Genomic DNA, 20,663 nt, shown 5'->3' on the forward strand with positions numbered 1-20,663 from the left:
TTTTATATTACTGGCTTTTCTCATTCTCTATCTGTTCAGCTAAATCATTGAGATACACCCATCTGTCCATCTTACCTTCTAACTCTTGTTCAAGTTCTTCTTTCTTAGCCATTAACTCATTCAGTTTCGAGTAATTACTTGCACTTGCAAGGATCTCTTCTTCTATCTGCTCTATTTTTTCTTCAAGTTTTGAGATATCATCATCAATGGTTTCGTATTCTCTTTTCTCTTGATAAGAGAATTTTAATTTTGTTTCCTTTACCTTACCATTCGCTGGTTTTTCTCTATTTTCTTTAGTACTGTATGGCTCTTCTTGCGATTGGATTCTATCGTGAGCTAATTTGTAATCGGTAAATCCTCCCTCATACTGTTTGATGGTTCCATTTCCTTCAAAAGCAAATATCCTTTCCACCACCCGGTCAAGAAAATATCTGTCATGGGATACGGTAATGACAATTCCATTAAAACTATCCAGATAATCTTCCAGTATAGAAAGGGTCTGAATATCTAAATCATTGGTAGGCTCATCTAATATTAATATATTCGGAGCATCCATCAGTATTCGAAGAAGGTACAATCTACGCTTTTCTCCTCCAGATAATTTAGAAATATAAGAATACTGCATTGCTCCTGTAAATAAAAATCTTTCAAGCATCTGGGCGGCACTTGCACTTCCATCACTGGTCTGAATATATTCTGCTACTTCACGGATATAGTCGATCACTTTAAGGCTTTCATCCATATACTCATTCTCTTGTGAAAAATAGCCTATCTTGACTGTCTGCCCTATTTCAATCTCACCAGCATCCGGCTCTACAATACCATTAATAATCTTGAGCAATGTTGATTTTCCACAGCCATTCTTACCCACAATTCCAATTCTGTCATCTTTTAAAAAAATATAAGTAAAATCTTTGAATAGTACCGTATCTCCATAGGATTTGGATATATCATGAATCTCAATCGTTTTCTTACCCAGGCGGGACGATAATGAATTCAATTCTACATTTGCTGTTTCAACAATTTTATCTCTATCCCTTAGCTCTTCGAATCTTTGGATATGGGCTTTTTGCTTGGTAGAACGGGCTCTTGCCCCACGCATCATCCATTCCAGATCCATACGGTATAGACTTTGCTTCTTACGTTCTGTTGCTAATTCCATCTCCTCCCGCTCCGCTTTCATTTCAAGGAATTTAGAATAGTTAGCAATATAACTGTAGATATTCCCTTTATCAATCTCAATAATCTTGTTGGTTACTTTATCAAGAAAATATCTGTCATGAGTTACCATAATTAATGCACCACGGTATCTGTTCAGATAGTCTTCTAACCATTCTGCCATCTCATTATCTAAATGATTGGTGGGTTCATCAAGAACTAAGATATCTGCCGGATGTAAAAGAGCCCGGACGAGAGCTACCCTCTTTTTCTGGCCACCGGACAATATAGCAACTGTCCCATCATAGTCCATTATCCCCAGCTTGTTTAGCATGGATTTTGCTTCGCCTTCCATATTCCAATGTTCTGTATCATTAACAACACCTTCCAATACATTTTGTAATATAGTCAGCTTTTCATCAAAAATAGGATTTTGTGCAAGATACGTAATCTTTATATTATTTCCTTTCGTTACTGTTCCACTGTCAGGTTCTTCCAGTCCTGATATTATTTTAAGAAGGGTGGATTTACCTGTACCATTAACACCAATGACACCTATCTTATCTCCTTCATTAATCCCAAATGTAACATTATTAAAAAGTATTCTATCTGTATAACTTTTTGTCATTTTTTCAATCGTTAATAAATTCATTATATACCTCTGTTTTTCTATTTAAGTCTACTGTGAAAAATATTTATAATATAATAATTTAAAGAATCATCATTAGAAATATTATATACTTTATATTATTTTTATACAACTGAAAACGTAAGGCAACTACGCAAAAATCCTGCTATATTGAGTATCACTCAATATAGCAGGAAGTATTTTACCGCCCAATTTAAAACGCCCGAGATAAAATTCCCGGGCATTAATAAATGATTCCTATTAGTCTTCTACATCATCACTTTGAATGTTCATAATCTGTCTCTTTCGAGCCATTTCATCACTATCAAGGTATTCATCATAAGTAGTAATTTTATCAATCAATCCAGTTGGAGTAATCTCCATAATACGATTGGCAATGGTTTGAACAAATTGATGATCCTGTGAAGTAAATAATACTACCCCGCTAAATTTAATCAAACCGTTATTTAATGCAGTAATAGATTCCATATCTAAATGGTTTGTAGGTTCATCCATAAGAAGAACATTGGAAGCTAAAATCATCATTTTGGATAGCATAACACGTACCTTTTCACCACCGGATAATACTCTGACTTTTTTAATTCCTTCTTCTCCTGCAAATAACATTCTTCCAAGGAATTGACGTACATAAGTAACATCCTTCTCTGGTGAGAACTGCATCAGCCAGTCAACAATTGTATCGTCACAATCAAAATCCTTCGTATTATCTTTAGGGAAATAAGAACTTGAAGTTGTTACGCCCCATTTATATTCACCTTCGTCTGGCTCTATTTCTCCCGACAAAATTCTAAATAAAGTAGTTGTTGCAAGTGTATTAGGTCCAACAAACGCAACTTTATCATCATGTCCAATGATGAATGAAATATTATCAAGGACCTTAACACCATCAATTGTCTTAGAAAGATTTGTTACTGTTAAAACTTCGTTGCCAATTGCACGGCTGGGTCTAAAATCAATATATGGATATTTACGGCTGGAAGGTCTGATATCATCTAATTCAATCTTTTCTAATGCTTTCTTTCTGGATGTTGCCTGTTTTGATTTAGAAGCATTTGCACTAAAACGTTGGATGAATTCTTGTAATTCTTTAATCTTTTCTTCCTTCTTTTTATTGGCTTCCTTCATCTGTTTCACCATTAACTGACTTGATTCATACCAGAAATCATAGTTACCGGCATATAATTGAATCTTTGCATAATCAATATCTGCAGTATGGGTACATACTTTATTCAGGAAATATCTATCATGGGATACCACAATCACTGTATTCTCAAAATTAATTAAGAATTCTTCAAGCCAACGTATTGCGTCAAGATCAAGATGGTTTGTAGGCTCATCCAGAAGAAGAATATCCGGGTTGCCAAACAAAGCCTGAGCAAGTAAGACCTTTACCTTCTGGCTGCCATTTAATTCACTCATTAATTTATAGTGGAGGTCTGTTTCAATTCCCAGACCATTTAATAAAGATGCAGCATCTGATTCTGCTTCCCAACCATTTAATGTTGCAAATTCCCCTTCTAATTCACTGGCTTTCAGACCATCTTCTTCTGTGAAATCTTCTTTTGCGTAGATCGCATCTTTTTCTTTCATAATTTCATAAAGTCTTAAATTGCCCATGATCACTGTATTAAGTACATCAAATTCATCGTATTTAAAGTGATCCTGTTGTAAAAAGGAAAGTCTTTGACCAGGTGTAATTACAATATCTCCATTTGTTGGCTCTAATTGACCTGATAATATTTTAAGAAATGTTGATTTACCTGCACCATTTGCTCCGATCAAACCGTAGCAATTGCCTTCGGTAAATTTAATGTTTACCTCTTCGAATAAAGCTCTTTTACCGAGTCTTAAAGTTACATTACATGCTTGAATCATTGTTAATACCTTTCTATTCTCTCTTTTTTGTTCGTTCGCAGTCATATCTATTTTATCGTATATTCAATATTTTGCAATAGTTTTATAAAAAAACCCATTTTATTGACCATTCTAAGAATTCAAGTTATAATTTAATCCAGGCTAGAATTTACTTACATAAGTAAATTCAGACTGGCTTGATTTCCTTTATCTGGAGGGCAGAACATGAAAACGGCATTAAAACAAAAAATTATTATTATTGGTTGTTTATTATTATATATTCTTATTATTTATTTCACCGGCTATGGATGTCCATTTCGATTTTTCCTTGGTCTCTCCTGTCCCGGCTGTGGAATGACAAGAGCATGGGTTCAGGTTCTGCATCTTCATTTTGCAGATGCCTTTTATTTTCATCCATTATATTTCCTTGTTCCTATTATGGGTATTATATGGTTATTTGAAGATAAAATAAATCCCAAATGGAATAAATTTTTCTGGATTATAATCGCATTACTATTTATAGTAGTATATTTCATTCGATTTCAAAATTCAGATCAGGATATTGTAACCTTCAATTTTATGGAGTCCTTCTTATATAAAATATTTCATTTATTTTAACTAGTGATATTTATTATAGCTCACTATATTGGAAAAGAAAGATGGAATCATGATAATTTTTCTTAAAGATAAAATAAGAGGCTTTTGCAAAAATATAAGATTTTTCTAAATTCCAGAAAAATATATTTTGCAAAAGCCTTTTTATTTATATATTATCATAATCTATTAAGCGATTACCGGGGTATGGTCATTCCCTTTGACCAACATTGTTTCAAAGAATAAAAGAATAGCATCTATTACTCTGTGGCAAAGATCTACGATATACAGACAATCAACTTTTACTACTTTGATAGCATTTAGATATTCTTCATGCATTTTTAAAATAAAGTCACAGATATCATCCACATTGTGAAATACTTTTTGGGAATCTCTTTCTTTACGTACCTGAACACAACCTACATATTCCTTAAATTCTTTCTTTAAATCACTTTCATAATTGCAATGTTCTTTTAAAGTACCGGTAAAAATTCTGTTATGAGGAAATGTAAAATAATCTGCAATATAATGGGTTATTACACCAAGATGCCTGCAATAATAACCATTCATACCTTTTTCCACATCATAATCTTCTGTAACTTTTCTTATTTCTTCTCTTAATATATGAAAAGTTTCATCGATTGAATGCTTTCTTGTAATAAATGATGGTACACAATCTGGTAAAATACTACCTATATAAAAGGCTTTTTTATGTATCCTAAGCTCTTCCGTGTGCATGTTGTTAATAATATATTTCGCAAGGGAAATGTGCGACTTTTTTCTCATGTCATCCTCCAATGATTGACTAAATTCCAAAAATAAGAGTTAAATAAAACCTAGTGCTATACTCCTAATTTATTTTACTCTAAATAAGAATGATTTTCAATATAAATTAATATGAAATTGTCGAATTAAAATAAAATTAACCTTTTGTTCATAGTTCGTTCATTTTTTCACCTAACCAAAACAGACCGGCTACATATCCCTAAACTGTATTTCTCAACATCTCCTTTAATTTATATTATTTGGAGTACATTCTTCAAAAGTGCAATCCGTGATTCTATGATATCCAGATTGATCAATCGCTCCGCCACTGTATTCAGAGATACAGCGTATAAATTGGCAACTGTTTATTTCCCCTCTTTTTCCATATATCAGAATACCAGCACCACTTTTATCTCTGCAGTTTATAAAGCTACAGTTGTTAATCTTTCCTGCATTCGTACTTAATGCTCCATTCATACAATTGGAAAAGATACAATGTTTGATTTCCGGTTCATATGAATCATAGATAGCTCTCCCTTTCACTGAATTTAAAAATATTGATTTATTAACATATGTTTTTGTACCTCTGGTCCATAACAGCCCCGTTTCGCCATTCCCATCAAATTTGCTGTGATCAATGATGCAGTTCCTTGATCTATCCAATACAAATAGATATTCACTCTTATTATTAAGAGCAACGATCTTCGAATTCTTTATATTTAACAGACCTTCACATATTATATTCTGCTTCATATATACGACACAATCCAAAATATTTATAATTCCCAATTCCTTCACTCTGATTGGTATGTCCAAAATTGTAGGTACTTTTATTGTATATTCTTTTGTAATGATTTTCTCAGACAGATCCCCTATATACTGAAGGAGTTCTTCTCCCTCCGGATAACAGTCGTAGTAATCACATTCTGAAATATTTGATTTTACTTCACCTTTATAAAATATAGCTGAACCATATTCTGTTACTTTACAAAATTTAAATTTACACCCAATGATCATGATTTCATTGGTGGAATAAATTGCTCCACCAATTTTAGCTTCACAGTCTTCAAACCTGCAATCCTTTATCATGCCTCTTCCATTTCTAATATGAAGTGCTCCTCCTTCATTTACAGAAAAACATCCTTTAAAAATTGTATCTTTAATTGTGATCTGATTTCCCCAGAACTTAATTCCGCTAAAATTAGTTGTATTACGAATTATCGTATTTTCGATTATTAGATTTCCATTCTCCTGATTAATAGCACTTCCAAAGGATCTGCAATCGATATTGGAATTATAGATCTCAACTTCTGAAAAATTCTTAACTTGGATCAGAGTATTATATGAATTAAGATTATTCTCTAATATACTATCTTTAATGATTAAATGCCCGCCATCCACCTGTATATTTCCATATATCTCAATCTTAGCATTATCAATGACTAAGGTTGCTCCTTGTGGTACAATCATTGGTTCCAGCAGTTTACAGTTATCCACCAAACGCAATACTTCATTTGACATGATTACCTTCCCATATATAGAAGCCACATATTCAATCTCCGGAATATAGAATTTTAATTCAGACATGGTAACCGGCATCTTTTTATTCATCATCTTTTCATATGTTTTCAGACATTTATCCGTATCTGTTAGATACGAATTCGTAATAAACTCAAAAAGCAGTTTTTCTTCACTTCGATCAATCTCTAATAGCTGGGTAAATATCCGGATTGATTTATGCTCTTCCTCTGATATTGAATCATCTGCCATACTTACATTCATCATATCTAATATAAATAAATACTTTTTCACAGGGGAATCTAAAATGGTAATTAGATCATCAATGATTCGATTTCCTTCTTTTGCTTTCTTAATGACTCCTGCTGCATCTTTACTTGACAGACCCAAACCTTTTAATATAGTACGCTCTAATTCAAAGTTGTTTAGCGGACTAATTATTTTACCCAGTCCAGCCTGCATAAATAATCCAGCACTATAGGTACTCTTAAATTCTAAGTGTTCAAAGAAAAGAGGATGCTTTGGAGTTATAAACGATTTCTTTTTATGATTCAGCTTTGTTAATGTATCAAGTTTCATCCTTATCACTCCATTTACAGTCTTATTATTTTTAAAGATTTTAAAATCCGAAAGACTCCAAAATTTCTTGTATTTTTTATTAACTAATTATTCCTCCTGGGTAAAATCATTAAATACAATACTATCTTGGGGATTACATTTTATATATTCACAACTATAGATTTCCTGTCCATATTTTTTGTATGCAAAATATACTGCACCGCCAATGTATTTTGCATTACAGCTGCGAAATCTGCAATTGCTTATTCTTGTATCAGACAGTGAATCACAGTAAACGGCTGCCCCGTGTTCCGATTCACAGTGGTAGAAACTGCAGTCATCGATATTCGCTGATGACCGGTTCAATATTTGAACTCCTCCATTCATGGCATCTTCTATCATTGTCCCATTCATGGTTAAATTCGCTCCATCAAAATGAATTGCTCTTTCCGATTTTGTATGTAGTATTTTAGAATTATTTACAATCAGGAAACCCTTTTCCTGCTGTATCATTCCACATTTAAAATTACAATTAATTTCTGAATCTTCTATTTTAACTACTGCGCAATTTAGAATTCGTATTAAATATTTTTCATTGGTATCTTCCACTGATATATTAGAATATTGAATACTAATTTTTCCTGACTCTACATAAATGCTGCCATTTATATTTACCTCAGCTCCGTTAAGAATAAGGCTCGCGCCATTTCTTATAATTACATGTCCATGAATATAAGTTGGTTTATCTATTACTAAAGTTTCCCCCTGATCTAATATGAGATTCTCAAAGGACTCCTCTATTAAAAAACCACCGCTTAGATATCGAAGCAATTCATAGCTGATATGATATCCACCCTTTACAAACTTTCGATATAATTTTATTGCTTCTTTCATGTTGTTCTTATGGGTCAGCGATATGAAATCTATAAGAAACTGTCTTTCCATCTTGGTAAAATGGAAAACACTCATATAATGATTCGTTACATTCTCACAATAGATTTGGGCCCATAGAGTATTATTTGATAGTTGAATTAAATCACCTGCGAAAGCATATTGTTTCTCTTTCGTATCCATCACTTTAAATACTTCTGTTATCTTATAATCAAAATTGTTGTTAATATCTATAATGATCCTATCCTGTTGATTTGGATGAAGCCTTATATTCTCAAGTAATTCATCAAAACTTTTCTTTGTTTCTGCAATTGCTTTCATGTGGCCAAGAGCAAGTACTCCAAGTCCAAAGCAGTATATATATTTAAAAGAAGCATCAGCATATGCAAAAGGATGGGAGTTAGTTATGGTATCACACTTTTGTACTTTTAGAAGATTTAGTAAATCCATATTTTCTCACCCTTTCCATTTATACTTATATTTTTATATCGTCATAATATCGTAAAAAGGTTATCTATTTAATATATTGATTCATGGAAATTTATACCTTAATGAGTTCCTCTTGAAATATAATCAATTGCAGCTGACTGATTCGTATCATAAAGAATATAATCCCCATCTAAAAATTGAAATAGCCTTCCTTTCTCATCAGTTTTCAAATATTGAAATCCCTCCCTGTTCCACATGTTGCAATAACCCTGTATGGAATTTATAGGATTGATATAGCTTAAATATCTTGTATCATCATTAATAGTCTCAATGTCAAAATTGACTATTATATACCCATCCTTTAACCATATCTCTTCAAAATAATCAATTGAGCCATATTCTTTTGCGTACCGAAACACATCAAACCCTTTGGGTACTATATGTACTTCACTTGGGATATAATACTCACCATACCATCTTTGCTTAGATTTTATAACTTTATCGGGATCTACTCCTGTGGGTATGATACCTGTAGGCGAATAATTTGTCCCTATATATGTTCTCATATTTTCAGGAATTATAATATTCATAAAGGTAAATACATTTCTCTTTATCCCCTTAAGGACCTTTTCTGTTACTCCTTTTATTCTGGCAGTCGTAGCAATTTCTGCAGATGGTACACTCCGATATACCTCTCCAAGTTTTAATGCTTTTTTATTAAGCTGATCCTTTTCACTTCCCATTTTTATCAGACTATGTTTCTTATCAAGGAAAGTTTCTGAGTAGTAGATGTCTACTTCCTGCCTGTTGTTTCCATTCTGGTCTATATAATAAAACTTGGGGCTGATTTTTATGTAGTCATTTGTATCATACATGTTTCCAATAGTAATTAATGAGAATCTGGTGATATATCCTGTTTTTAATACACCCGCATTATTTATGGTTGGATGATTTCCATTGACTAATGGAAGAGTGAATTTAGAATTGATGTCCCTATTGTTTCCATTGTGATCCTTCATACCTACCGGATAATAAAAACCTGTGTGAATCGTAGAGTATGGCTGTCTGAAAGCATTTTTCCAGATTGGATAATCAGAGATATCATATAGATTAAGTCCATAGATTCTGCCAGATACCTGAACATTAATAGTATCTGTGGCAACATAATTAGATAATGTAAGATTAGCCAGATTTTCTGTTTCTTCAATTGCGTTATTTCCATCTGCATTGATACTTATACTTCTTAAATCAATTGTATAATTTCCTTCATCAACCCAAATTGGTATATAAAATGTTGTAATATCAGAAGTTAAGGTATGCCATGTTCCAGCTCTAATATAGTTATTTCCCTGGTAAACATCAAATGGAATTTTTACCTGGCGGCGATTAATATATTTACCATAATCCCCGTATTCATAACCCCTGATATAACGATGTTCCCCTTCTGTCGGAAGATTAATGTTAAAATATCTATCCAATACCAGAGGAGCTGCTGATTTATCCGGAAATAGCATTTGGTTATATTCCTTACTTGGTAAGATATATGCATCACAGACCGTTGGGGTATGAATTACAACATTATTCAGTCCTGTTATCTCATAGGTTAATTCTTCATCAAATTCAGGATTGACAGAGGTTATTCTGCTATAGGTCATTGTTCCAGTCGTCTCATATTCACCATTTGTTTTATCTCTGTCAATTGTTAAAGCTGATTCATATAATACATTTTCATTTACTTCTTCTGTATCAATTTCAAATTTTACAGGGGATGGTGCTTTTGTATCAACATATTGGTCCGTCATTATATTTTTCCCATCAAAAATGAATTTATCATTTCTTACCTTGATTTGAGGGACAACTCCATCTGCCTGAGAGGCGAAAGACTCATTCGGGACAGAAGGTTTTGAGGAACCGCCGCTGATTGAGCCTGATAAAGATAAACTTGTGTTATACACAGGATCTTTTATATGGTCTGTCAGGTCTGGTCTATGTACCTGGGTAATGCCTGGAGGTGCATAGCCTTTTGGTATAAGGGTTATACTGCCACCAGGAAGGGCATAATTATTTATTTTAGCATTGTTGATTCCATAATAATCAAGGGTACCAATCTGCCAATAAGAATAAGACCGTTCAACATATACTGTTTTATTCACTGTCTCTGTAGCACTATGATGTGTCGGAGGGGTGGGGCTGCCATCTGCATCTGGAGGGTTTGATGTACTCCATGTAAGGCTCCATGTTTTACTTACATTGACGGGATATTTTTTAGTTCCTGTGGTTTTCGCCAGTTTATATCCAAGTAAATAGTTACTGGAAAAAGCATTTACATAGAGATCTTCTGTTGTAGGTATACCATCTGCAGCATCAAATTGCTCATTATTACGGTAATCTGCCCCGATTACACCATGAGGAGATGGTTCTATCATCTCATTAACAATTCGTTCACTATTTTCTGGCTCTGTCTCTTCTTCCGGGATTGGTTTCTTTAACCTCATAATTGCAACAAAACGTACGCCGCCAACTCTCTGCTTTTCTGCTCTTTCTTGAACCTCTGCAAACGGATCACCGTTTAAGATATTCCTTCCTGTATTCGGAATAGGTTTGTCAATGGTCAGATAATCAATATAACTTTTGTAGAGGTAATATAATTTTCCATCGTTAGGATTGATTCGATCAGTATCTAATCTAACATTAAGATCTGTCCCCGGGTATTGTGCAGCACGATCCAAAGTTGCCATAATCTCTCCTGTGGAAGTTTTATATTCTATTTGAACTGGTTCTTTATCACCTTCATATTCAACCTTAATGTCAAATCGGTCTTTAAAATCATCTTTATTCGCCCACTCTTCTGCATTGCAAATACTACTATAAGTATATTTCTTACCGCCGTAATTTTTACCATCATGAGTAACTTGATGAATTCCGTGAAGATAGAGTATATCATTATTTCTGACTTCACCAAAGCCTGCATTTAGTAAAGCTTTAGAAACTATAACTTTGGGAATTGTAAAAGTTACTTCTATTTCATCACCTTTAGGATCTTCTTCCATCCACTCTGGCTTCAGATTAATGGTTGCATGATTTAACTTTATTGGATCACCGCCGTTATTATATTGTCCTGACATGCACCTTTCTCTTGTTATTGTAAATCCTACGGTTTTCCATCTTATACCCGTTGTTGCTTTTGTATCGGTTGTTTTAAAAATTATCATACCGGCTTCTGACTTAACATCTGCAACATTTGCAGCCAACGCAGAAATATCAAATGATGTAAAAAGATAACAAAACAAAAGAATGAAAGCAAGAAGTTTTTTTGATATATTTTTCTTCATTTTACACGTCCTTAATAGATTGAATCATCAAATATAGCTAAATCCTTACCATTGCTAAGACCATTTGCAGAACCTAATTCAATATCCACATACATTGTGACCCAATTATCTTTCTTTAAATTTGGCAAGTATACAGTTCTTCCATAAATCAAATCTTCTTCCTGAACATTCATATTTGTTGCATCATCAATTTTAAACTTTATATAAGTTCTAATATAATAGCCCTTTTTGTAATAAATGGTTGATGGCTCTACAGATACAGTTCCTTTGATAATTACTTTATTTTTCTTTACTTTAGCAACATACTCTTTGATATCATTAGTACGAGGTTTATCAGAAGCCGAATCACCATAAATATAATATGTCTTTCTTAGTGTATTAATCCATTCATTATCAATAGTTCGATAGTCTACATTTAATCTTGTATTTAAGTTTGTTTGTACTTTCTTAGCCCAAGAATCAAGATAAGCATCTAATACCTCTTGCATTTTATAATCATTAAATTTTTTTTTCTTTAGTCTAACAGGGCTTGCGTAATCTACTAATTCAACTGGCTTATAATGATATTTGGTAAGCTGATACTTAAACTTTTTCTCATAAAAGGCATTTGGAAAAGACTCTAGTATATATTCATATGACTTATAATTCTTCGGCAAATTAGTCATACGAATCAGCTGCCCATCTGGGCTTAATTTCCTCCTTTTTGATGAAGTTTTTACTCTGGTAACAATTATCTTAGCTTCTGATACTGTTACTGCCTCTTTTCCATTAAACTTCCTGCTATGAGTATATAATCCATTGGATGAACCAATCATAATACCTTTTGAGAAAATCTTAATAACGGCATCTTGTTTACTATTTGTAATATTACTCAGATCGGATAGTCTTTTCTTGGTTTTAATCTGATCATATAAATCTGTATTATGGCCTGTCCCATGAAGCAATTCATCTGCCCTGTTAGCAATAACTGCTGCATCTTCCTTTGTGATATTCGAAGTATATGTAGCAAGCTCCCCCTCATTTACCAATCCTTCCTTCATAGCGGCAGTAATATATGGATGCTTATCCGTAGCATCAATCGTTAAATTAATGGATTCTGCCATTAATTTAATATAATCTTCTATACTGATTTTCTCACTAATTGTTGAAGCTGCCACTGAATAGTCAGGTATAATAATAAGCAATATTATTATTAACAATAACTTTTTCATTTTTTTATTCATCTTCTAATTTCTCCCCCATATAAAAATTATTCTAAAATTTTTTAGAATTGGTTATATAATACTATATATCCTAAAATATGTAAACTTTTTGGGATATAAATTGATAAATTGGAAAATAATGTTATGGTAAAGATAAGAAAAGGCAATCAGTACCAAATGATTGGTCGCTTAAGTCTATAATTATAAAAAATAATCACATACTTTGCGGGTGGGTGATTATTTTTTTATTTCTATAGTTTAGAATTACAAATATCATCACAACTACATTAAATCACCCATTTACTTATTTTATCATACATTTACTTCTGCTCTAAATTCTCCCCTTTACGAATCCTTGCTCCGGCTAAAGCAAATCGATTATATGTACCCAATATTTTATTACCATATGGATATCCTTGAAAAAATGCTATCATGCTAATATCATCAATTGTACGATACCAGTCTTCTCTTTCAATATAAGGAAGTGCAAAATGATATTGGATTCCGTAATGATAAGCAATCTTATTATGTTCATTAATATACATCTCTATAGTATCTGTAAGAGTATTAATGATACATGTTCTACGAATTCTGTCATATTCTCTTTCGTCATTCATAATGCCCTGTGGAAACAATTTAGCCAAGTCATGATAATCCCCCTCATAAAATTCCTCACTGGTGTTGTCAATTAGCCTGACATAATCCATAAGTGTAAAATAATATGTAATATTCTGGTCAAAATATTGATAAGGATATTTTTTACTAAATTCTTTAACCACGATTTTCTCATTATTTACTACCTTTTCTTTATCATGATATACGTAGAAACCATCATCCAGAATAACAGCAACCACTGGTACATAGCCTGCAAGTTTATTTTTAAGGTCCCTATTATCCATAACACCAAAATTGATTGATAGACTATCATAAAAACATTTTATAGCCTCATCTTTATTTATTTTTTTCTCCAGACCATCATCCACTTCAACCAATCGATCCATTGCTGCTTCAATGGCATTATCCACTCCATGATTATATTGGATCTGAAGATTTGATATTGCTGAGAGAGTATTAAATTTTGTATCTATGATTGCAGCAGCACATATGAATACAAAAGCGAAGATCAGTCCCATATTAGAAGCCTTCATCCCGTATGGCACCTCCATACACCACCTGGATCTGGTCTAAAGAGGGAGTGGTTCCTATTAATTGTTCTACAATAAAAGTACCCAATGTTTTACTCTTATTCTGCACTTTCAGCATAAGATAATCTCCCTGGTGAAAATCATAACGTTCCTCCCCTGCCTCATTATAAACCTGCTCTAAGATATCCCCTTCATAAAAGCAATAGTAATGTTTCCTATAATCCGTTTCTTCTGCTTCGTATACGAACTGATAATGTGTCATCTTAATCTCATATATATTATTTGTTCCATAAAGTTTCCTAAGATAAGATTCATACATCTCTTTATTTATATAACCAAGATTTCTGACTGAATCAACGAAATAAGAAGTCTGGGTCATAACATAAGTCTGACTAATCATATCCTGCTTTATAGCAAAGTATTGTATAGGAATTAAGAAAATCAAAATTATAGTAATTAATATCTCAAGTACTCTTCCAAATGATTCCATGCTTTCTCCAGTCTTTTAATTCTCCATGATCCCATGTTGTCTATATAAGACATTCTTAGTTTCATCTATTGTTTGATTACAGCTATTATATAATAAGAGAAGTAAAGAAAGTGCGAAGCAGAAAATTACTACTATAAATGTCTGATATATCAAATCTAGTACACTCTCCATACCGGCCTCCTAACTTAATTGTTTAAATGAAATACCAATAATGGTCTCATTCACATCCCGAAGAATCTCTCCAAGAAATTGAGCATTGGGATTAATAAAAGAACTGCTGGAAGATTTTTGGGCATCTTTAATTGACGCACTTGATAAATCACCAAGAGTAGTATCATTATTCTCAAGATTATTAATATAATAGGTAACCTTTTTCATTGTAGTCACCTTTATTCCAATATCAGCATTCTTAAATTTATTGACTACATTCACTACTTCACTTCCTGACACCTCCAGTGCATCATACATCACTTTATCACTTTCATTAAACTCAGCATTTAATTTACTAATCTGCCCCGCTCCCCCTGCTGCTGTATCCCTGGCTTCTCTGGCAATATAAAACCCCAACCCGATCACTATGCAGGTTATGATAGTTCCTGCTGCTAAAATAAGTCCTTTTAAACTGTTATCCATATATAATTCCTTCCTTTTTATTATTTAATACTGAATTCTTTTTCCATTGCAATTATTCTACATTCCATTGATCTGTGTTATATAACTTAGAAACATCCTTACGCTTTCTAATACAAATGGTATAATCAGATACAGTCCAATTGTAAGAAATAAAGGTATATATGCAAGCACTTTCCCCAGTACTCCTTTATTGGTAAGCTGGATTTCATTATCCTGTTTCCTCTTCTCTATGTAATAATCCCGTTGACCCGCCAACTCGTCAAATGCTTTTTCAACTCCCACCTTATCACATGCTTCTAAATTTTGTATGATTCTTGTAAATGGAAGAAAAGGTTCTGCTTCTTTCAATTTGTGAAAGGCCAACTCCTCATCATAACTAAAATTATCTACACACTCCATAATGGAATATCGAAATATTTCACTGAAATTTTCTAACCATTCTAAAATAATGGATACATTCATTCTTGGTAAATACATTAACATGATAATTATAGAATGAAATTGTATTACTTCATTCTCCATATCCATATTCTGAAATAACTTCTTAGACTGTAACAAAAAATATGGAATATGAGATAAAATAAAAGATAATCCAAAAGCCAGTAATATAAAGTACCAATAGTACCCATAACTTTGATATTCCTTAATTCTATTAATAATTTCATCTACCAGAATATCTGTGGTGTATGTATTTATCTTAAAATTATCTTTCCGTATTCCTTCTTCTATTAAATCTGCCAGTTTAACATATTGTCGTGATACATCCTTTTTAGAAGGAAACAATCCTTTCCTGATCCCTGGATGATCTTTGTATATGTCTGTATTATTCTCAATAATCTCCTGATATAATTGGATTTCTTTCTTCTCATCAGCAAAACTTATCCCGCTGTAATTCCCAACATAATGGACTGTATTCCATCTGGAAACTACTATTATGTTGAATATAATCATATGAATAAGGAGAAAAGACCCGACTCCAATGATGACTTTCTGTGCCAGATACTGTCTAAGTGTCATACCATCTCCGTTTTTTCTTACAAGTTCATTTAGTTTCTTTGCCTTTATTGGATTATAATTGCACCATTCTGCTATATATTGGTCTACTACCTTAGTCCGGCTAAAATTTTCAAGAAAAAGATAATCCTTTTGCCTAAGATTAAGATTCGTTTTTAGGTAAAAGATAATTTGATAAGAAATGATCGTAATGATAAAAATTAAGATAGAGACCACAATGCCATAAACTCCATTATAATATTCTTCTAAACGGGGCAGGTTAGAAACACCCCACCTTTCTATTGTCTTTAGAAAGAAAACAGGAAAAATTGAGATAAAAATTAATCCAGAGAATATATGCTTTGTCTTTTCCCTTTTTAATATCTCTACATTGATTTCATTCTTTAAATGGATAAGATTTGTCAGGAATAAAGATTTGCCTGATTTCACTGTATCTCCATAAATAATTGTAGTCTGGCAAAGGGCCATGAAAGTAACAAGAAACTTATTGGGAGCAATCTCTTTATAATTACTTATTTCAAACTCGTCTTCATTCATTAGCAATTCGTATATATGATTAATGTGTAATGAGATTTCATATTCTGCTTCCTCAAGAGAATCATAAATTGCTTCTTCAACTGTTCCATTTGCATGGTAATAATGCCTTGCCTCCCCTAAATATTTCTCCAATTGCTTTAATAATTTGAATTCTTCTTTCTCAATACCATTCATTACAATATGGTTCCCTAATAGGTAACTTAAAGTCAGGATCATACCGTAAGTATAGATTGATAGGTTATTCTGACTGAAAGAATACCCTAGAAGTAATAATGTAATAAGAAAAGATTTTATCAGAAGTCTCATTGTGTGGATACCAATGGTATATTCATCCGTTGGTTTCACCAATTCATAGCTATGACGCAATTTTTCTACATATTTTCTGGTAAGAAAGCAGTTATGAAATATTCTATACCCCAGGTATAAATATTTATTCGTTTTCTCTTTCACTTAAGTAATTGCCTCCATTCTGCCAAATCCTTCTCAAAACTTTCTATATCCTCTCTTACCAGATGACTTTTAATCTTCTGAATAGCCTTTTCACTTAAAGAAGATTTCATGACATATTGAGATCCGTCAAATACAATTATGTCATTTGCAGCAAATAACTCCCCTGTTAAATCATTTGCAGTTTTCCCATATATCTGCATGAACAGATTGTTTTTTCTTGGGATTATTTCTGTGATCCTTTCAATAAATCGGTGTCCATCCTCTGTTTTCTTCATATGGATATCAAAATTAATCGTATCTGCCACCTGTTCCGTTGCTACCCTCTCATTATGAAAACCACCTTCTAATAATAATGAATTACGAAGCGATACAACTAAATCTTCTGTGGTTTTTGCATGATGTGTGAAAAGAGTGAATAAAGATGCAACCAAAGACATTTGAACCAGCCAGTTGGCCACTGGAGCAGATGCAACTTCTCCCAGAATATTAACAGTCCCATCTGTTTTCTTTTGAAAATCCAGCCCTTCCTGGCCGCTTGTAGATGCTGTCTCACGAAATGAGACTATATTACGATTTGGATAGACTTTCCGTAAATGTAATTCATAAGATAGTTCCTGAATCCTAAGATTGTAAGTAGGGTTTATAAAATTAATCATGGATATTAGCAATGTTGTCTTCCCTGCCCCCTGTTCCCCTGTAATCCCTGTGATCTGACAGCCTTTGATCAACCACTGGATTAGTTTGATTGGTAATTCTTTATTCTTATCTGTAAGCAGTTCGTTAATATCTGCCTGCAGGACACTGTCAAATTTTCGGACAAAGAAAACCCAGTTTTCTGCAAATGGCGGTCTGGCGACAGCTACTCTCGAACCATCCATCATTTCATTTACGATATATCCGGAACTCTCAGATAACTGTCCCTGGCTATTATAACGATAGATATTTTTACATACCCGGATAAGTTCTTTATTGCTATGAAACCCCAGGAAAGATAAATGAATCGACTTTCCTTTATAAAATATCCATACACTTTCATAGGCTGATGTTGTCTTGACCTGATTCCAGTCACTCATATCAAGTCCTTCCGGGATTCCGGAAACGCCTGCGCTTACCCCGTCTATCTTCATATCTCGAATCTCATCGATAACCCCATTGCCCTTATACCTTTGATATATTCTTTGGGTCAAAATATTTATTTTATCTATAAAAGTTAAATTCATATAAAAGCAACGTTCAAATACATTTTTAATATCTTCCTCTGATATCTCATAATATCTGTTTCCCTGAGAATCTTTCTTGGGCTCTGCCAGATCATTTTCCTGTATAAAAATATCTAATGCATGATACCTATGTTTCTTTGTCAATTGGTATAGCATAATATCAAATTGATCCATGGCATTTAACTTAACTATATTAGAAAACGGTATAACAGAATCTATATTGACAGGATTGATCTTATACTTTCGGACAAGGATGTCTTTGATATGATCCTTCACATATATTTTTGATGATTTATCTCCATAAGCGCAGTTCCGTAAAGCTTTACGCAGCTGCTTCTTATTCTTCATTCTTTCATCAATTTCTTCTTTCGTAAAACCAGCTTCATATACATTCATTCTTAATATCTGATTAAAGGTTTCCATGATTCCCAATAATAAGGGTTCAAAATTATATTCATTTATTACTGTATCTTTACTCTGATAGTGATTTTGAAACATCCGCACCTCCTTAAGCCCTCAGGGCTTTTTGATCAGGAGAAGGATTTAACTCTCCCAGCCTTTTATAAATCATATTTGCAGCTTTCTTTAATTCTCTGATAAAATAATAATTTTCATCCTTTCGTTCACATTTTTGATTGTGCAACAGAAAAGATATGGTATCTCCACTAATTAAAGAATCTCGAAATGCTATATTATAAGGTACTACTGCGATCTGCTCTTTGCTAATGTGATATTTTCTGCGAATATTTAATAGATTGAATTTAGAATTGTGATTGTAATTACCTAAGAGATATACAGCTTTAGATGTTAAAGATGAATAATTTTCAAAGAAATGATCAATAATTTGTAAATCCTGGCTTAAATTCACTACTACCAGATCAGCTTTGGACAGTATCACTTTCGTACTTAAATTGCTGCTTCCTGCAGTATCTATAAAAGTAATGGGTGAAATATCATTCAGCTGTTCTAAGAAAGGATGAATTACCTGATTTAATTCATATTCAAATAATTCTTTATTCATAAGTTTACTTTGAGGGATATAATAGATTCCACTATTTAGAAAATTCAGACTTGACTTAAGAACAGTTTCTTTTGAATATTGATTGGAATGTATCCTCTTTATCAGAGAATCTATTCCCATGTGATCATAAAAGTAATTTTCCTCTTCTTTTAGCAATCCAGACGGTCTTTTTCTAATAAGCATCCGTTCTAAATTCATCATATGACAATGATTTTCAAATAATACTGACGGGCATCTTTTCTCTAAAGTAAGCATAATACTAATACCTGCAAGGTTACTTGTTACACCATTTTTTCCCCCAATATTACTCCAAAACGCTACTTCCAATACATTTCCCCCTTTCGGCCCACCGATAAGCCCTGTATAATGACTTTCCTGAAGGACTCGCCATCCATTCAACCATCCTTAATAAGCACCACTTGTACTTTTTGGATATATGACGAAATCCCTGATAATATTCATGTGTCATTGCAATTCGATATGAATAATCATAATAGTCAAGTTCAATTATATTATAATCCAGAATATTTGTATCAACCTCTAAGTATTCTCTTAAAATATATTGCTTATTTAATTTATCACTGCAAAAATCCCGTATAATAAATTGAACTTTACCATCGTATTCTCTTATAAAATCCCCTGCTCTTTTAAGACTGGATTTCCCAAGATCAGATATCACAAAGAGCCCATCATAAGGAACCCTTTCTCTTACCGGCTCATCCTGATACACAAAAATATACTGATATTCTAATGATTCTATAGACGATAATTTCAAATTAGATGCGTAGTCCACATCTTTATATTGAAAAAATTCAATCCTATCATCAGGCTCTACATAACAAGACATTACATCCTGTTTTTGGGAATAGTCTATTACCAGAACATGTGCTCCCAGATTATTCAGTATACTGGCAAGATAAATAATAAGATCATAAGATGGTGTGCCAAAAAAACCATAAATTTTTTTATTTTTCAATCATTACTTTTCATCACTGTAAAATAAATTGGATCAAAAGAAATAGAAACAATATCTTTACAGTAATTTTCTCCTTTCTATTTAAATTAATTCATTGTAAAATTTCTACTTGGATTATTTGTGATTTTTTCCATGGAAAGATCTTAAGAATTTAATTGAAAATTAGATATATATCTTAGATAAGTCAATAATAGTATAGATATGACAATTTGTAAAGAGTTTTTTAC

16 protein-coding genes are annotated in these 20,663 nt (G+C 32.7%); 1 reads left to right on the plus strand and 15 read right to left on the minus strand.

Annotation, left to right across the window (positions count from 1 at the left end; translation table 11 throughout):
• Positions 1-7 precede the first annotated feature (7 nt).
• Both EDD66_RS09630 and EDD66_RS09635 read right to left on the minus strand, forming a co-directional pair.
• The gene (locus tag EDD66_RS09630) at positions 8-1,810 is read right to left on the minus strand and encodes an ABC-F family ATP-binding cassette domain-containing protein (RefSeq protein ID WP_123609361.1); all 1,803 of its coding nucleotides are present in this window, start codon (positions 1,808-1,810) and stop codon (positions 8-10) included.
• Positions 1,811-2,047: 237 nt separating this feature from the next.
• On the minus strand, positions 2,048-3,682 hold the full coding sequence (locus EDD66_RS09635) for an ABC-F family ATP-binding cassette domain-containing protein (protein ID WP_123609362.1): 1,635 nt from the start codon (positions 3,680-3,682) through the stop codon (positions 2,048-2,050).
• Between the two features lie 204 nt (positions 3,683-3,886).
• Between EDD66_RS09635 and EDD66_RS09640 the strand changes: the two genes are divergently transcribed.
• On the plus strand, positions 3,887-4,279 hold the full coding sequence (locus tag EDD66_RS09640) for a DUF2752 domain-containing protein (protein WP_123609363.1): 393 nt from the start codon (positions 3,887-3,889) through the stop codon (positions 4,277-4,279).
• 165 nt (positions 4,280-4,444) lie between these two features.
• Here EDD66_RS09640 and EDD66_RS09645 read toward each other — a convergent pair whose 3' ends face one another.
• The 13 genes from EDD66_RS09645 to EDD66_RS09700 all read right to left on the minus strand — a co-directional run bounded on the left by EDD66_RS09645 (position 4,445) and on the right by EDD66_RS09700 (position 20,436).
• Entirely contained in the window at positions 4,445-5,041 is a 597-nt protein-coding gene (locus EDD66_RS09645; protein WP_123609364.1) for a zinc dependent phospholipase C family protein, read from the minus strand.
• 225 nt (positions 5,042-5,266) lie between these two features.
• Positions 5,267-7,117 carry a right-handed parallel beta-helix repeat-containing protein gene (locus tag EDD66_RS09650; protein WP_123609365.1) on the minus strand — a complete coding sequence of 617 codons (1,851 nt, stop codon included), beginning with the start codon at positions 7,115-7,117 and terminating at the stop codon, positions 5,267-5,269.
• An 87-nt stretch (positions 7,118-7,204) separates the two neighbouring features.
• Positions 7,205-8,437, minus strand: a complete 1,233-nt coding sequence (locus EDD66_RS09655; RefSeq protein ID WP_123609366.1) for a right-handed parallel beta-helix repeat-containing protein — start codon at positions 8,435-8,437, stop codon at positions 7,205-7,207.
• A 98-nt stretch (positions 8,438-8,535) separates the two neighbouring features.
• On the minus strand, positions 8,536-11,748 hold the full coding sequence (locus tag EDD66_RS09660; protein WP_123609367.1) for a DUF5704 domain-containing protein: 3,213 nt from the start codon (positions 11,746-11,748) through the stop codon (positions 8,536-8,538).
• Positions 11,749-11,759: 11 nt separating this feature from the next.
• Positions 11,760-12,971 carry a hypothetical protein gene (locus tag EDD66_RS09665; protein ID WP_123609368.1) on the minus strand — a complete coding sequence of 404 codons (1,212 nt, stop codon included), beginning with the start codon at positions 12,969-12,971 and terminating at the stop codon, positions 11,760-11,762.
• 299 nt (positions 12,972-13,270) lie between these two features.
• The gene (locus EDD66_RS09670; protein ID WP_123609369.1) at positions 13,271-14,098 is read right to left on the minus strand and encodes a hypothetical protein; all 828 of its coding nucleotides are present in this window, start codon (positions 14,096-14,098) and stop codon (positions 13,271-13,273) included.
• Positions 14,085-14,585, minus strand: a complete 501-nt coding sequence (locus EDD66_RS09675) for a hypothetical protein (protein WP_123609370.1) — start codon at positions 14,583-14,585, stop codon at positions 14,085-14,087. The genes EDD66_RS09670 and EDD66_RS09675 overlap by 14 nt, the downstream gene beginning before the upstream one ends.
• Positions 14,586-14,600: 15 nt before the next feature.
• Complete coding sequence (locus EDD66_RS18435) at positions 14,601-14,756, minus strand: hypothetical protein (RefSeq protein WP_170164311.1); 156 nt, start codon at positions 14,754-14,756, stop codon at positions 14,601-14,603.
• A gap of 9 nt (positions 14,757-14,765) precedes the next feature.
• Positions 14,766-15,218 (minus strand): hypothetical protein, encoded by a 453-nt coding sequence (locus EDD66_RS09680; protein WP_123609371.1) that lies wholly within the window; start codon positions 15,216-15,218, stop codon positions 14,766-14,768.
• 57 nt (positions 15,219-15,275) lie between these two features.
• Entirely contained in the window at positions 15,276-17,219 is a 1,944-nt protein-coding gene (locus EDD66_RS09685; protein WP_123609372.1) for a hypothetical protein, read from the minus strand.
• Positions 17,216-18,937 (minus strand): ATPase, T2SS/T4P/T4SS family, encoded by a 1,722-nt coding sequence (locus EDD66_RS09690; protein WP_123609373.1) that lies wholly within the window; start codon positions 18,935-18,937, stop codon positions 17,216-17,218. The genes EDD66_RS09685 and EDD66_RS09690 overlap by 4 nt, the downstream gene beginning before the upstream one ends.
• Positions 18,938-18,947: 10 nt before the next feature.
• Positions 18,948-19,787, minus strand: a complete 840-nt coding sequence (locus EDD66_RS09695; RefSeq protein ID WP_123609374.1) for a hypothetical protein — start codon at positions 19,785-19,787, stop codon at positions 18,948-18,950.
• Positions 19,765-20,436: a hypothetical protein gene (locus tag EDD66_RS09700; protein WP_123609375.1), complete on the minus strand. Its 672-nt coding sequence runs from the start codon at positions 20,434-20,436 to the stop codon at positions 19,765-19,767. Before EDD66_RS09700 ends, EDD66_RS09695 begins: the two co-directional genes overlap by 23 nt.
• Between the last annotated feature and the right edge of the window lie 227 nt (positions 20,437-20,663).

The sequence above is a fragment of the Mobilisporobacter senegalensis genome, assembly GCF_003752155.1.
Lineage (GTDB): Bacteria > Bacillota > Clostridia > Lachnospirales > Lachnospiraceae > Mobilisporobacter > Mobilisporobacter senegalensis.